General features: G+C 40.5%; 15 protein-coding genes and 1 pseudogene. 5 read left to right on the plus strand and 11 right to left on the minus strand.

Going from position 1 to position 13892, the window contains the following annotated elements:
• Positions 1-76: 76 nt before the first annotated feature.
• The 6 genes from ACLTOQ_RS03920 to ACLTOQ_RS03945 all read right to left on the minus strand — a co-directional run bounded on the left by ACLTOQ_RS03920 (position 77) and on the right by ACLTOQ_RS03945 (position 4583).
• Positions 77-1165 (minus strand): ABC transporter permease, encoded by a 1089-nt coding sequence (locus ACLTOQ_RS03920; RefSeq protein ID WP_412318795.1) that lies wholly within the window; start codon positions 1163-1165, stop codon positions 77-79.
• Positions 1152-2042 (minus strand): ABC transporter ATP-binding protein, encoded by an 891-nt coding sequence (locus ACLTOQ_RS03925; protein WP_412286744.1) that lies wholly within the window; start codon positions 2040-2042, stop codon positions 1152-1154. The genes ACLTOQ_RS03920 and ACLTOQ_RS03925 overlap by 14 nt, the downstream gene beginning before the upstream one ends.
• A complete protein-coding gene (locus tag ACLTOQ_RS03930; protein WP_412286745.1) occupies positions 2030-2794 on the minus strand; it encodes a hypothetical protein in 765 nt (254 codons plus the stop codon). The genes ACLTOQ_RS03925 and ACLTOQ_RS03930 overlap by 13 nt, the downstream gene beginning before the upstream one ends.
• Positions 2781-3662 (minus strand): sigma-70 family RNA polymerase sigma factor, encoded by an 882-nt coding sequence (locus ACLTOQ_RS03935; RefSeq protein WP_412286746.1) that lies wholly within the window; start codon positions 3660-3662, stop codon positions 2781-2783. Before ACLTOQ_RS03935 ends, ACLTOQ_RS03930 begins: the two co-directional genes overlap by 14 nt.
• Before the next feature lie 482 nt (positions 3663-4144).
• Positions 4145-4372: a hypothetical protein gene (locus tag ACLTOQ_RS03940; RefSeq protein WP_412286747.1), complete on the minus strand. Its 228-nt coding sequence runs from the start codon at positions 4370-4372 to the stop codon at positions 4145-4147.
• A gap of 16 nt (positions 4373-4388) precedes the next feature.
• Positions 4389-4583, minus strand: a complete 195-nt coding sequence (locus tag ACLTOQ_RS03945) for a transposon-encoded TnpW family protein (RefSeq protein WP_262584936.1) — start codon at positions 4581-4583, stop codon at positions 4389-4391.
• A gap of 240 nt (positions 4584-4823) precedes the next feature.
• Between ACLTOQ_RS03945 and ACLTOQ_RS03950 the strand changes: the two genes are divergently transcribed.
• The 5 genes and pseudogenes from ACLTOQ_RS03950 to ACLTOQ_RS03970 all read left to right on the plus strand — a co-directional run bounded on the left by ACLTOQ_RS03950 (position 4824) and on the right by ACLTOQ_RS03970 (position 10095).
• Positions 4824-5096 (plus strand): hypothetical protein, encoded by a 273-nt coding sequence (locus tag ACLTOQ_RS03950; protein ID WP_262584937.1) that lies wholly within the window; start codon positions 4824-4826, stop codon positions 5094-5096.
• A 261-nt stretch (positions 5097-5357) separates the two neighbouring features.
• A pseudogene (locus tag ACLTOQ_RS03955) lies at positions 5358-6262 on the plus strand (hypothetical protein).
• Positions 6259-7188: a RhuM family protein gene (gene rhuM, locus ACLTOQ_RS03960; protein ID WP_262584938.1), complete on the plus strand. Its 930-nt coding sequence runs from the start codon at positions 6259-6261 to the stop codon at positions 7186-7188. The pseudogene ACLTOQ_RS03955 and the gene rhuM overlap by 4 nt, the downstream one beginning before the upstream one ends.
• A gap of 535 nt (positions 7189-7723) precedes the next feature.
• A complete protein-coding gene (gene ltrA / locus ACLTOQ_RS03965; protein ID WP_412318401.1) occupies positions 7724-9118 on the plus strand; it encodes a group II intron reverse transcriptase/maturase in 1395 nt (464 codons plus the stop codon).
• Positions 9119-9252: 134 nt separating this feature from the next.
• Entirely contained in the window at positions 9253-10095 is an 843-nt protein-coding gene (locus ACLTOQ_RS03970) for a carbon-nitrogen hydrolase family protein (protein WP_262584939.1), read from the plus strand.
• 177 nt (positions 10096-10272) lie between these two features.
• Here ACLTOQ_RS03970 and ACLTOQ_RS03975 read toward each other — a convergent pair whose 3' ends face one another.
• The 5 genes from ACLTOQ_RS03975 to istA form a co-directional block, all read right to left on the minus strand.
• A complete protein-coding gene (locus ACLTOQ_RS03975) occupies positions 10273-10482 on the minus strand; it encodes a helix-turn-helix transcriptional regulator (RefSeq protein ID WP_112779153.1) in 210 nt (69 codons plus the stop codon).
• Position 10483: 1 nt separating this feature from the next.
• Positions 10484-10900, minus strand: coding sequence for a hypothetical protein (locus tag ACLTOQ_RS03980; protein ID WP_262584940.1), 417 nt, complete (start codon positions 10898-10900; stop codon positions 10484-10486).
• Between the two features lie 151 nt (positions 10901-11051).
• On the minus strand, positions 11052-11507 hold the full coding sequence (locus ACLTOQ_RS03985; RefSeq protein WP_412318797.1) for a TnpV protein: 456 nt from the start codon (positions 11505-11507) through the stop codon (positions 11052-11054).
• The gene (gene istB, locus ACLTOQ_RS03990; protein ID WP_178637156.1) at positions 11479-12255 is read right to left on the minus strand and encodes an IS21-like element helper ATPase IstB; all 777 of its coding nucleotides are present in this window, start codon (positions 12253-12255) and stop codon (positions 11479-11481) included. Before istB ends, ACLTOQ_RS03985 begins: the two co-directional genes overlap by 29 nt.
• On the minus strand, positions 12252-13796 hold the full coding sequence (gene istA / locus ACLTOQ_RS03995) for an IS21 family transposase (protein WP_195523345.1): 1545 nt from the start codon (positions 13794-13796) through the stop codon (positions 12252-12254). The genes istB and istA overlap by 4 nt, the downstream gene beginning before the upstream one ends.
• Between the last annotated feature and the right edge of the window lie 96 nt (positions 13797-13892).

Genomic DNA, 13892 nt, shown 5'->3' on the forward strand with positions numbered 1-13892 from the left:
GATGAGTTTAGCATTGTTAAGCACATCTTTGTTAATCTGTTGTTCTATCAATACGATTTCTTTTTAATTACATTTATTAAGCTTCCTTCGTTTTATACTTTAAAAATCCAACTACTGTACAAATAATTCCTGTAAGCAGACTTATACACAGGACAATTCCCCCTGCACCATACACATCATCAAGACATCCATGCATCACAAGAAAAAGAGGTGTCGCATAAATAAATATTGCGCTCATTCCCATTAAGAACATCCTAAGAATCACAGGCATTCCCCAACAAACTGCCGATACAATCACAGTTGCAAAAGAAGTATTATAATTAGCTGATATGACCAATGTAATTGCACACAAAAGGAAAAGTCCTTGCAGTCCAAATAATAATAGTCTAACTAAGTATTGAGGGAAATTCACTTGATATACAGCCCGCAACATCTTCTCTCCAAGTACTATCCCTGTCATGTTGGTAAAGCCATCCATTCCGTAAACCAAGTTGCACAAAATAAAATCCAGCAGAACAATTCCAATAAAAACAGTAGCAGTCAATAAAAATGCTGCAAAAACCTTCGAATACACATCTTTCCGCCGCCCCTCCTCTGTTGTAAAAATAAGTGGCAGCATTTTTGTCTGCCCTTCTTTCGCAAATACCGTTGAGACGCTGCATATAACCACGATACTGCCTAAAATAAGTCCAAACTGTAATAAGTCCACAAAAGCACGCCATCCCTTTACATACTCTAAAGCAGGAGTAATCCCTCTGTTTTCACACACTTTTCCAAGCTCTGATTCTTCCAGCGTATATATTTGCGTGGGAAGTATTTGCGCTTGCCAGCTTCCATCTGTGAAGTACAAAACAACAAAATCATTCAAATAATTTCCATCTCTCCAGTTTGGCATATTCTCACCTAACTTAGATGGAATCCCATATTTTTTTATAATCTGGTCTATTTTTTCGTCTGTGATGATTCCTTCAAATTCTTTTGTAATTTTTCGATTTACCTGTACCGCCTCATAGCCGGAATATGATTTTTCTCCTATTACTGCAAGCTCATCCCCAACTTCTGCGAACCAAAAAAATATCATCATTAACCCTATTACAGAAAGAACTCCCCATAAAAAAACTTTCTCATGGTACAACTTGTAAATTTCCATTTTAAACAACCGCATTCTTTTTCCCTCCAAGCACCTGTGTGTAATAAAGGTATGCATCTTCCAATGTTGCTTCCGTAGTTTCAGCGTTTTTCGTAGGCTGTATATCAGAAACAATACGCAACTCCACGTTCTCGCCGCTGTTCCGTAAGTTGCTTACCACATATTTTTCATTCAACCTCTGTACCTCACATTCCGGAACAACACATTTCCAGACATATCCCTGCACGTCAGCATTCATCTCATTCTCTGTTCCCTGCCGGATAAGTTCTCCGTTTTTCATCATCAGAATACAATCCGCGATATATTCAATATCTGATACAATGTGGGTAGACAGCAGCACGATCCTGTTTTTTCCCAAAGAGCTAATAATATTACGGAATCGCACCCGTTCTTTAGGATCAAGTCCTGCTGTAGGTTCATCCAAAATCAAAATGTCCGCTTCATTCAAAAGAGCCTGTGCAATACCGATTCTTCGGAGCATCCCGCCAGAATATGTTTTGAGTTTTTTATTTTTGACATCCTTCAAGTCAACCAATTCCAACAATTTCTCTACCCTTCCTTTTGCATACTCTCTCGGAAGTGCTTTCAGAGCCGCCATATAATTCAAAAAACGAACTGCGGTAAAATCTCCATAATATCCAAAATCCTGTGGCAGGTATCCCAATAACCGGCGATATTCTGCGCCCATATCCGATATACGGATATTATCACAGGTAATACTTCCGTTTGTCGGCTGTAAAATTCCGCAAATCAACCGCATCAATGTTGTTTTTCCTGCTCCATTTTCCCCCAATAAACCATAGACTCCATTTGTAAATGTGAATGTGAATCCTCTGACTGCATCTTTCTCCCTATACCTTTTTTGTACATCCACCAGATTTAATTCATGCATAATATTTCTCCTTTTATCATTTCTGCAAATAACTTTTTGAGTTGTAGGGCAAATAAACTTCCCAATATAAAACAAGCAATTCCCCACGCTCCAAGTGATACCGCTGAAAATGCTGTAGGAACCGCAGAGAATACAGTATATCCTATCGCCAGAAAAACACTGTTGATAAAAAGAAAGTATCTGTTTTCCCGTCCGATTTCTGTAGACAGGATTCCCATTGACACGATATTAGACAGAAAAAATGCTGTCATCATATATAGTCCAAGCTGTAAAACACCAATATTCAGGGAACTTCCAATACAGAGAATAATCAATATAAATATTGCAAGATTTACGCTGCCGACAATTACCATATAGACTGCAACACTCTGTTTTGTACTGAAATAGCAGCTTGCTCCCAACTCTGCCATTCTGCCAAAAAATAATTTATCAATTAAAAATACAGTGAGAACAGCAATTCCAGAAACACCTATCATGCAGGCAATTATCATTGTATTTATGTCTGCCCCTGTTCGCTGTAGCAGCAGTAATATACCTATACAAAAACAAACAGCTATTGCATACAAAATAAGAAATGACTTATCCATATATAAAAAATGGCTGAATAAAATTTCTCTTTGATTTAGTACCGGAATTTTTTGCTGTTTTAGCTCCCTTGTCATAGAAGTAAGCACCTGTTGTTTTCTTGATTCCTGAATCGCAATCTGTTTGTCAGCCTGTAAAAAAAGCTCTTTGATTTCACGATTTTCCATTTTCGTCCTCCATCATTTTCTTTAAATGCTGTACACCCAAGCGAAACCTTGACTTTATGGTTGAAACACTACATCCCATCATCTTTGCTATATCCTTAAATTTCAGTTCTTCATAAGTACGTAAAATCACAACCTCCCTGTTTTCCGGTGATAGTTCGCTTAACAATTTCTGCAAATAAATAGAATTTTCTGTGTTTTGTATGCTGTCCTTTTGAACGGGGATTTTTTCAAGTATTTCCCACTCATAAGAATGACTGCGTTCTTTTTGCATCCTAAAATAGCTGAAACACAGATTCCTTGCAATCGTCAGTAAATATCCTTTTAAGTTGTGTTGACGATAAGCCGAACTGTATTTTATAAATTTCAGAAATGTTTCCTGTGTGATATCATAAGCATCATCCTCGCTCTGAATCATATACAAGCAGAATCGAAAAATATCTGCATAATACAGTTCAATCAAGTCGCTTAATGCTTCCTGATTTCCACCATAAACTTTTTGCATTAGTTCCTTGTCTGTCATAGTGTTTCTCCCATCGTAAAACGTCTTACATACTATATAACCATTATGAACCTTAAAAAGTTCACAAAAATATAAATTTGCAAAAACATATGAAAAGAATAATCTCTTAATTTCCAAATCATTTTCTATACTGTCTGTCACATTAGTGCAACAGACAGTACTATCTCTAATAATGGTTTTCCCATCCACATGCTTTTTGTGAATTGCCATATCCGCACACATTCCAGCGGAAGTGAAATTTTCTGCAATATACTTCTGCAAAAGTGTAATCTGGTCTTCTCTTGAAAGCTCAACCGGAAGTGCCACTTCAATTTTCCTTGCAAGCTGGGCATCCGATTTCTTTTCCACTTTCTGCACCTTTTCCAGAGCTTCGGCTGACTATCTTAATGGAAAGATGAAAAATCGCCATCGTACCACCTCCCCGTATGATATTGAGAAACCGTATAGGCGGGTTTTGCTTTACCATTTTGCCGTATCCGGCACATAGGCGTCTGCAAGACCGCTCTCTGCGAAGAGTGCGATGCAACTGCATAAGTTGCTGTCATCCAAGTACACAACTTGGTCTGGCTGCACCGGCAAACATGTTTGCCGGTTGTCGCGGCAGTCGCCAAATTGACATGCTTGCATGTCAGCTTGGCTCGTTGCTCGCGCAAATCCCCGCTGACGGAACGAGCCCGGCAAGCAAAGCGCAGACCGGTTGCCACCTGTGGCAAACTTATACAAGACAGGCTCTGCCTGTCTATAAGTGCGCCCTTCTCTCTAACGAGAAAAGGGAATTGCAAAAGCATTTCTGCCTTTGCAACTCCCAACATATAAAAGAAGATACTGTGTTAATCATTCTCAGTACCTTCCATTTCACTGCCCGTATCCGGGCACTTTTCCATTGCTCTGGTAAAATATTTTCCATTTCGTTCCTGCTGATTTAGAAAATTCAAAAGACGCATCACATCTTCCTCCACTAGCGGACGATCCAGTACCTTTTCCACGGTTCCTCCAATCTGGCACAGCAGATGAGTGCGTTTCTTGCGTTCCTCAATACTTCTCTGTGTTCTAGCCATAAGATTGTTCCTCCTTTTAAACTGCTTCTGCTTCATCAGTAGCTGATGAAATTTCATCTGTAAGTGCCACTGTACCCATCAGGTGCAGCAGCTTATCTGCTACGGTATCCGTTGTGTCTTCTGCAAAATGCACATTGACATGATAGGTGGTTTTTCCAATCCTTTTTGTAAAAGTGCTGGTATACTTTTCCCCATTCTGTTTCTTTTCCATAAAAAATCCTCCATACTTCAATAAGTAATTGATAATCGAACGTTTGTTTGCTATAATAAATGCATAGCAGTTGGGGCACGAATGGAAATGTAAATCGTTCCTTTTTTCATTTTCCGTTTTCTTCTTTCTTGAATTTGAGTAATCTGTTTTAACTAGAGCAATTACCCCTTCATCTAAAGGAGAAAATTCCGATGCAAAACGGAACTGTTTTGAAAAGATTTTTTGAAAAAGGATTTTTATATGGAGAGCAGAGAAGATTTTTATTTTGATGATTCGGATAATCCGGGATCAGATGATACGATAGAAAAAGAAGAACATTATAAATGGACGATTGCACTGGAAGAGGAAATTAAAGAAGATGCTGTCATCCCGGAAGAGGATTTACTGGAACAGGCAGAACCTGAGGTTGCCGAACGGCTGATATTAAAAAGAGACCTGCGAAAAGCTGCCATTGCAAGAATGGAAGCTGCTGCCAGAACACAGGGGGATTTTGAAGATGTCATTGACGCATAGATAAAGAGAACAAAAACTGTGAAAGACGTGAGCGTTATCACGAGGTCTGCAATTTTAAGGAAGATTCATAAAAAACTGATTCCGATTTTGCAGTATAAATGTGATAACGGACTGTCAACAACTATGAAAGAACGCAACTTTTTAGAAAGACATTGCAGTACGGATGGATAGATGACATGATTGCCTTGTAATCGAATTTTACTTATAGCAATTACTCACAATAAAAATAGACATTTATGACGAAACAGAGGCATCAGAAATATGGATAACATTTTTAAACGCACCAGTGCTCACTGGGTACGTTATGATAAATATGAATGGAAAGAATCGACTGACGGCGTTTTGTACCTTACTCCGGCAAAAGAAGCCGTAATGTCACTTTACAATCCCATCAAGGAGTATGAGGAACTGGTACTGACCGCTCTTGGAATTGGTCTTGATGTTATGCAGAAAAAGCTTCTATGGAAGAACTAAAACAGAGGATTCAAAATTTTGCAGAACACTTTGGACTTCTGGGACTGATGACCGCACTTCCAACCACACCGGAATTTATCACCTATGATGCGGTGTATCTTCCAAAGAATCATTTCATCAGGCAGGAAACACTTTCTACGGAAGATTACCTCGCCTACTTCTTTCCTTTTGACAAGATCTCTTTTGTAAAAAAAGGTCGGGAATCTATGTGGAATACAGATAGCCAGGAAATGTTTGCGGTAATTATGACTTTACAAGATAAGCCACAAGCAGTGCTTATGAGCTTTCAAAAGGAATATGCTGAAAGCTATGAATGGATTACCACGGTATTCTCTGACTGGGCTTTTACCTTTGTTACCAGCTTTCTGTATTATCAAGATTATGATGCGTTGGAGGAAGCAGAACGTAATGTGTACCGAAAAGGAATGGAATGTTTCGGCGGCATTGCACCGACCTACCATATAGAACTACTGGATAAGCCCACTATTGTATGGGATTTCCATTCTCTTTTACTTGCCATTCAGATGATGTTTTCCTTTATGATAACGGATGAAAACTCTACGCTGAAACTGTGCAAGCACTGTGGAAAGATATTTGTAGCCAGCCGCTCCAATGTGCAGTTCTGTTCTCCGCAATGTAAAAATCAGTATAATGTATATAAGTGTCGGGCGAAAAAGGAGGATTTCGAATGATCAGTGAAAAAGATGAGATAGTTTTATTTGAAAATGGAGAATTGGCATTGGAAGTAAATGTATCTCCACAACTGGAAACCGTATGGTTGTCTTCAAACCAAATGGCACTTCTTTATGGCAGAGACGAAAAAACCATTCGAAAGCATGTCAACAAGATTTTTGCCGATGGAGAACTGGATCGAGAGAGCAACACGCAAAAAATGCGTGTTGCTGGTGTCACTCAGCCAGTTGCTTTCTACAACCTCGATGTCATCATATCCGTCGGTTATCGTGTCAATTCAAAGCAGGGCATCGCTTTTCGTAAATGGGCAAACTCTATCCTGAAGGAATACATAATTCAGGGATATGCTGTAAATACTAGCCGTATGAACCAACTCGGTGAGGTAATACGGATTATGAAGCGGACAGAAAACAGTCTGGATGCTAAACAGGTACTTTCCGTAATTGAAAAATACAGTCTTGCTTTGGACTTACTGGATGATTATGATCACCAGACAATGAAACGCCCAGATGGAAACAAAACAGTCTATATATTATCCTATGAAGAATGCAGACAAGTTATTGACAGTATGAAATTTTCGGCTGATTCCGATTTGTTTGGCAATGAAAAGGATGATTCCTTTAAGGGTAGCATCGGTAATATCTACCAGAGCTTTGCGGGGCAGGATATCTACCCGACACTGGAAGAAAAAGCAGCAAACCTTTTGTATTTCATAACAAAGAATCACAGCTTTTCCGATGGCAACAAACGAATCGCAGCAACAATGTTTCTGTATTTCCTTGATAAAAATGGCATCCTGTTTGCTGATGGAAACAAGCTGATTGACGATCATACACTTGTGGCACTGACGATTATGATTGCAGAATCAAAACCAGATGAAAAAGAAATGATGATAAGCCTAATTATGAACTGTATTTGCGGATAGGCTGGAGCCTTGGTAGCTGATGCATTCATGGCATAATGATATGGACAGGGCATTGATTGAGCCCTGTCCTTCTTATAGTGCGCCTAGCGGCGCACGTTTCTAACGGGTTAAAGTCCCGAATCCGCCCGGTAGTGGGAAGGATATAGCCGAAAGCAAGGGTGTCCATCGTGAGATGGAATCTGAAGGAAGCTGGATGTGGGGAACCTACTAACCCACGGGCAAATCTCTGGTCTGACGAACAGGAATCTCATATGAGGTCATGCATGAGGGTAAGACTGCTATTCAAGTTGAAGCCCAATAACTACACGGAATCATGCATGATAAATGAGGCAGATGGATGGAGAGGAAGAAACGTGTGGTACCTAGGGAGGTCTGTGCGGTACGCCTTGAAAGAGGTAACCATTGCATAAAGCAATGCTGAACGCACAGAAGTCAGCAGAGGCCATAGTAGCCAAACGGAACAAGTTCCGTTCGAGGTGAAGGACCGAATCAGTAGGAGTCTTGAGTATGACCGAGAAAGGAGGAATGACCGTCTATGGCAGAAAACATTGAAAACAATGGCTGTTCGCAAAGAGATAATGCGGAACATGAAGGGTATGTGAAAGCGTCTAGGTCATTCAATCGGATATGGAAAGAAAGAGACAGTGCACAGCCGAGACTTTTGGAAGCGATACTGTATAAAGACAACTTTAACAGAGCGTATAAGAGAGTTAAGGCAAACAAGGGAGCGCCAGGAATTGATGGCATGACCATTGAGGAGGCTCTTCCATATTTAAAGGAACATCAACAAGAGATAACCGACCGCATTTATCGTGGAAAGTATACTCCGTCTCCAGTAAGACGAGTTGAGATTCCCAAACCAGATGGTGGTGTGCGAAAGCTTGGCATACCAACAGTGATAGACCGCACACTTCAACAGGCAATAACCCAACAGTTAGTGCCAATCTATGAACCGCTGTTTGCAGAAGGCAGCTATGGCTATCGTCCGAACAGAAGTGCAAAAGATGCAATACTTAAGGTTAAGAAGTACGCAGAACAAGGCTATACATTTGCTGTAGTCCTTGACCTGTCAAAGTACTTCGACACTCTTAATCACGAAATTCTCATCAATCTTCTCCGAAAGAATGTAAAAGATGAACGTGTAGTACAGTTGATAAAGCGCTATCTGAAAAGCGGTGTAATGGAAAACGGAGTAGTCATTGACACAGAGGAAGGCTCACCACAAGGTGGAAATCTATCACCATTGCTGGCAAATGTCTACCTCAATGAGTTCGACCAAGAATTCCTGAAAAGAGATGTCCCATGTATAAGATATGCCGATGACATCGTGCTTCTTGCAAAGAGCAAGCGGGCATCAGAGAGACTCTTGGAAAGCAGTACAAAATATCTTGAGGAGAGGCTGAAACTTACAGTCAACCGAGAAAAGAGCCGTACTGTCAGCGTGTTTGCAATCCGAAATTTTAAATTCCTTGGCTTTGCATTGGGAAGGAACGGAAAAGGCATTTATGTCCGAGTTCATCCGAAGTCATGGAAGAAGTTTAAGTCTAGACTGAAGGAGTTATCTTCCCGTAAGCGATGTCAGTCAATCAAGCCAAGCCTTGAGAAAATCAAGGTGTATGCGAGGGGATGGCTTAACTACTACGGAATCGCAAGTATGAAGAACAACATAGATGACATCAACGGATGGCTTTATCACAGAATACGTATGTGTATATGGAAACAATGGAAATTGCCCAGAACAAAGAAGAGAAATCTGATAAAAATGGGAGTCCATGAATACTATGCGAACATGGCGGCAAACTGTCGAAGGGGACACTGGTATTGTGCCAATCTGACGACAGTCAAGAAGGCCATGACAAAAGAAAGACTGATAAACAGTGGCTTTTATGATTTAGCCACAGCCTATCAGTCTGTGCACGTCAACTATTGAAAGCGCCGTATACCGAACGGTACGTACGGTGCTGTGAGAGGACGGCGGTTAGTCACCGCCTCCTACTCGATTGTTGTATCACTTTTTAAACAGTGCTACAATAAAGAAAATTAGAATTTGATGGAGGAAATAGAATGACTTTCAAAGTAGCAATTTTGCAAGCTCGGTCAGAGAATGCTAATATCAGTAAAAACGTAGATATAATACATCATGCTATGAAAAAAGCATCAATAAATAACGCAGATATTCTTTTGCTTCCAGAGTGTTTTATTACTGGTTATGATTTGCCGATGACTTACGAAAAAAGCATATCCGACGATAACGAAGTAATTCAAAATATATGCGCTTTGGCGAAAGAGTATCATATGGGCGTGGTTTTGACTTCTTTTACGAAAGGAGAACGGAAACCTCAAAATACTGCATTTGTTATTAGTAAGCAAGGAAATATATTGATGAAATATTCAAAAGTGCATACTTGTGATTTTGCAGATGAAAAAGAAGTCGAAGAAGGAAAAGAATTTAAGGTATGTAATTTTGATGGGGTCAAAATCGGAATTATGATTTGCTATGACCGAGAGTATCCCGAAAGTGCGAGAATTCTTATGATGAAAGGTGCGGAAATTATCCTCGTTCCCAACGATTGCGGTTCTATGAAACCAAGATTGCAGGCGTTATCCACAAGAGCATATGAGAATATGGTGGGCATCGCAATGGCGAATCCCAATGGGGTCAATGCGGGATGTTCGTGTGCGTACAGTCCTATATGTTGGGATGAAAATGGTGAATGTGTTGATAATACCATTTTGGTGGCTGATGACTGTTCCGAAGGTATCTTTTATGCAGAGTTCGATATGGATAAGATAAGAGAATACCGAGGCAGAGAAATGATGGGTAATACATTTAGAAAAGTGGGAGCCTATGCTGAATTGTTAAATCCTGCGATTCACGAACCATTTATACGAGAAGGTCAGGAATAAAACAGAAACTTTCAGTTTACAGCTTCAGGAACAGGGCAAACAGCAGTCTCACAAAAAGAAATCCTTTGACAGAGACAGGTAACTTCGGCAAAGAAAAACCGCCGCTATGGCTTTACCCATACACGGCGGAGTACATAGTTTTAGGACAGCATTTACTGCTTCTTTATAAAAAACTCTTCACTTTTCGCTATCTACAAATTCAAACAATTCTTCGACAGCCACATTGAATATTTTCGCTATATCCATAGCTAACTTTAAAGAAGGATTATATCTGCCATTTTCAAGGTGAACAATAGTTTCTCTCCTTGCACCAACCATCTCAGCGAGTTCACTTTGCTTATATCCTGCCTTCTCTCGGTATTCTTTGATTTTTGTAATGAGAGCCATATTACACCCCCTTGCTATCCATAACCACAAATATCACTGTTCGAATAATAGATAAAACCAAAATTGACAAAACAATCGTCCACCCAATAAATCCTGTACTGACGGCATTTGCTTGACCGAGAATGGCAGCACCAAAAGCAACTACAACCATTACACCAACAAATAATTTTAAGCAAATTGAGTCACATCGTTTCAAGTTTTGTTCTGCCATTTCGTCAACGCCTTCTTTCTTGTAATTCTTAATTCTCACATACTGAAACAAGAAAAAAGCAATGAGAACACCGCCAAGTGCATACTGTGCTGTTAAATACCAGTCTTCCCAATCGGTTCTTGCCCACATCCAATAGTAGGATGTAAGAATGATGGCATAAACAATTTTAGTTCCGACAATTTCTTTTAAAGATACTTTTTTATTCATATTAGGTTCCTCTCGTGTTATATATTTCGCACTTACGATGTTATAAATATATCACCTCGACTTATGAATGTCAATAGAGTAAGTGAAATATTTATAACTTTCCTGTTTTCCTAAAGGCAAAGCGGCAGAGATTGCTCCCTGCCGCTTTGCCTTATGCGTAAATGATTTCCGTGTTCACAATCTCCACAGCACAAGCTCGAATGTTATTCATTCTTCCAATCCATTCAAAAGCATTTTCAGCTTTTAACTGCTCTGTTACACCCTGCGCCTGTTTCATTTGTTCGATAAGTGTTTCTAAACGTTCCTGTGCTTGTTCGTTAATGTCAACGAGATAGCTGTTCAATTTACCACTTATCAGGAGCGTTGTATAGGTAACATTTTTATATTCTTTTAGATAGCGTTTGTGGCGCTGTCCCCAAATGCCAATAGGTCTTTCTTCTTCGGCTGATAAGGTAAGACAAGGGATATAATAATCTCCTTGCAGTTCATGAATATTACGGTACGGCAGAGCCGCCAGTCCGGTGTGGCGAGAGCCACCTGTCCGGACTAACGGAGCCACTCCATTTTGTTTATTAAGTTTACTTTGCCATTGCTGGATCCAGTCCATATATTTCTCTCATAGAGAGGTCTTTAGACGGGTCAACACTTTCAATATCGATCTTATAGGAATCATACGATATACGATCCATGATAGCATCGGCAAGAGTACTTTCACCATCACAGATTTGCTGGTACCATTCACTTTCACGGAACTGAGAACAAAAGATCGTTGAAGATTTTTTACGTCTTTTATGTATCAGTTCAAAAAGATTTCTGGCTTCAGCTTCTGTCAGTTTAAGAAGCAGCCACTCATCAATGATCAATACTATTGGCTTGGTATATTTCTTCAGGACAGTTGCGAAAGTCCCATTGTCCCTGGCAGTCTGTAAGTCCAATAATAGATCGGGAAGTCGTACATACCGTACTGAGTAATAGCGCTTGCATGCTTCCATACCAAAAGCACAGGCCATATAAGTTTTACCACTCCCAGTTGCTCCAGTAATAAAGATGTTCCGGTATTCTGTAATGTATTCACAGGTTGCCAGACGGTTGATCAGTGCTTTGTTCAGCTTTCGTCCAGAATGGTAATCGATCGCTGCGATGCTGGCATCTGGCTGTTCAAACTCAGCCTGACGGATCAGTCTTTTCAGACGATTGTTTTTACGGTTGCTGTATTCGACATCAATAAGCATGCCGAACCGATCTTCGAATGGAACTTCCTTCATTGCAGGATCATCTATCTGGATGCGGAATGCATCTGCCATAGCAGTCAGACGCATTTCAATAAGTTTATCGATTGTACTTTGATTTGTCATGCTTGTTTACCTCCATAGTATCTGGCTCCTCTGGTTATGCCGTGTGGTTTTACTGCCTGAGATGATTCTGATCCGGTATCAGGTTCATCCTTTGTTGCGGCCAATAGATTTTTGATACTTTTATAGCTGGGTTTACCGGAATAAGAGAGCGCCGTGGCGCAGACCTGTTCCAGTTTTTCTGGCGAATGTTTTTCTGCCAGTTTCAATAATCCCATGCAGCTTCTGTAGGATTGCTGTTCAATCCTGCCGGAGGTAAGTATTGCATCGACAACCTTACTTGTGTTAATTCCAATCGAATCAGCCCACTTACGGAACCGTTCACCGTTCCATTCCAGATATTTCTGGTGTTCCGGTGGCATATGTTCTGTCACTGTAGAATACTGACCGCTTCTTCCATAGAGCCGTCTGTGAGAGGCAATACGATTGTGATTATAAAATATTTCAACCGTTGTATCTGTTATACGCACATCAACCTTATTTTTGATATACTGATAAGGCACGGAGTAGAACATTCTGTCTACTGCGATGTGATAGTTAAACTGGACGGTGGCTTGTTTCCACTCAGCCAGTTCAAAAGGTGTAGCAGGCAACGGCGCCAGTAATGGCATTTCTTCCCCAAGAAATAAACTGAGTCTGCTACATTCCTTTTTCTGGAATTTACGGGCATTGTAGGCATCCAGTTTTTCACGGATTGAAGCATTCAATTCTGCAAGAGAGAAAAACTGCTCATTGCGAAGGGCTGCTGTTATCCATGTGGATATCTTTCCTACTGATCCCTCTACATTCGGTTTATCCTTAGGTTTCCGGACTCTGGCCGGAAGGATGGCAAGATTATAATGTTCTGCCATCTCATGATAAGTTGTGTTTAAGGCAGTGTTGTACCAGTCACTCTTTTTATGATTCACTGCGGTTGTACAGTTATCAGAAACGAGCATAGGTGTGACACCGCCAAAGAAATCAAACATCTGGACATGAGCTTTGATCCAGTTGTCGGTTTTCTCATTCATATATGCTTTTACAAAAGCATACTGACTGTAAGTTAATACACCTACAAATATCCATGCATCCGTGATTTCCCCGGTGTCCGGATCAATGATGTGAGCAGGATCACCGGCCCAGTCAACTTCAATCTGTTCACCTGGTTTTCTGGGGATATGCATGGTAGCCCTGCGTTTTTCTTCATCCTTCTGGATATAGTAGCAGAACTGAGAATACATTAGAGGCTCTTCGCTGCTCATGCGGCACTCCTCGCAGTATTCTACCCAGAGAAGCTTTTTGTTTACGCCGTTCCGCAGAAGTTCTTTGCGGATGTAGTCAAAGTTTGGCATGCGTTTATTCGTTGCCGACTTATCCTTAGGAAACATCAGCTCCTCTAGTGCGCTGTCGGTCATGTCGAAATCCAGCGGCCATGAAAGATTGATTTCCGCTGCCTTTTTCAAAACCTTAGCGACTGTGTTTCTGGATACACCGCAACTCTGTGCGATGTTCCTCTCACTGAATCCTAAGCTTTTCAAGCGTAGGATTTCACGATACTTGGTCATAACTTACGACCTCCTTTATCTGTATTCACACCAAAGGTGTGTATTTACAGTATAAAGGAAATATATGTAATAGAGCCCAATAAGGCGGCTCTGAAT

The sequence above is a fragment of the Gallintestinimicrobium sp. genome (assembly GCF_046968865.1).
In the GTDB taxonomy this organism is placed as follows: Bacteria; Bacillota; Clostridia; order Lachnospirales; family Lachnospiraceae; genus Gallintestinimicrobium; species Gallintestinimicrobium propionicum.

Coding starts and splice junctions, on each gene's coding strand:
- ACLTOQ_RS03975 (WP_112779153.1), bottom strand. CDS start 10,482: ATGGCTCTCATTACAAAAATCAAAGAATACCGAGAGAAGGCAGGATAT.
- ACLTOQ_RS03970 (WP_262584939.1), top strand. CDS start 9,253: ATGACTTTCAAAGTAGCAATTTTGCAAGCTCGGTCAGAGAATGCTAAT.
- rhuM (WP_262584938.1), top strand. CDS start 6,259: ATGATCAGTGAAAAAGATGAGATAGTTTTATTTGAAAATGGAGAATTG.
- ACLTOQ_RS03930 (WP_412286745.1), bottom strand. CDS start 2,794: ATGGAAAATCGTGAAATCAAAGAGCTTTTTTTACAGGCTGACAAACAG.
- ACLTOQ_RS03945 (WP_262584936.1), bottom strand. CDS start 4,583: ATGGAAAAGAAACAGAATGGGGAAAAGTATACCAGCACTTTTACAAAA.
- ACLTOQ_RS03985 (WP_412318797.1), bottom strand. CDS start 11,507: ATGGACTGGATCCAGCAATGGCAAAGTAAACTTAATAAACAAAATGGA.
- ACLTOQ_RS03950 (WP_262584937.1), top strand. CDS start 4,824: ATGGAGAGCAGAGAAGATTTTTATTTTGATGATTCGGATAATCCGGGA.
- istB (WP_178637156.1), bottom strand. CDS start 12,255: ATGACAAATCAAAGTACAATCGATAAACTTATTGAAATGCGTCTGACT.
- ACLTOQ_RS03940 (WP_412286747.1), bottom strand. CDS start 4,372: ATGGCTAGAACACAGAGAAGTATTGAGGAACGCAAGAAACGCACTCAT.
- ACLTOQ_RS03920 (WP_412318795.1), bottom strand. CDS start 1,165: ATGCGGTTGTTTAAAATGGAAATTTACAAGTTGTACCATGAGAAAGTT.
- ACLTOQ_RS03925 (WP_412286744.1), bottom strand. CDS start 2,042: ATGCATGAATTAAATCTGGTGGATGTACAAAAAAGGTATAGGGAGAAA.
- ACLTOQ_RS03980 (WP_262584940.1), bottom strand. CDS start 10,900: ATGAATAAAAAAGTATCTTTAAAAGAAATTGTCGGAACTAAAATTGTT.
- ltrA (WP_412318401.1), top strand. CDS start 7,724: ATGGCAGAAAACATTGAAAACAATGGCTGTTCGCAAAGAGATAATGCG.
- istA (WP_195523345.1), bottom strand. CDS start 13,796: ATGACCAAGTATCGTGAAATCCTACGCTTGAAAAGCTTAGGATTCAGT.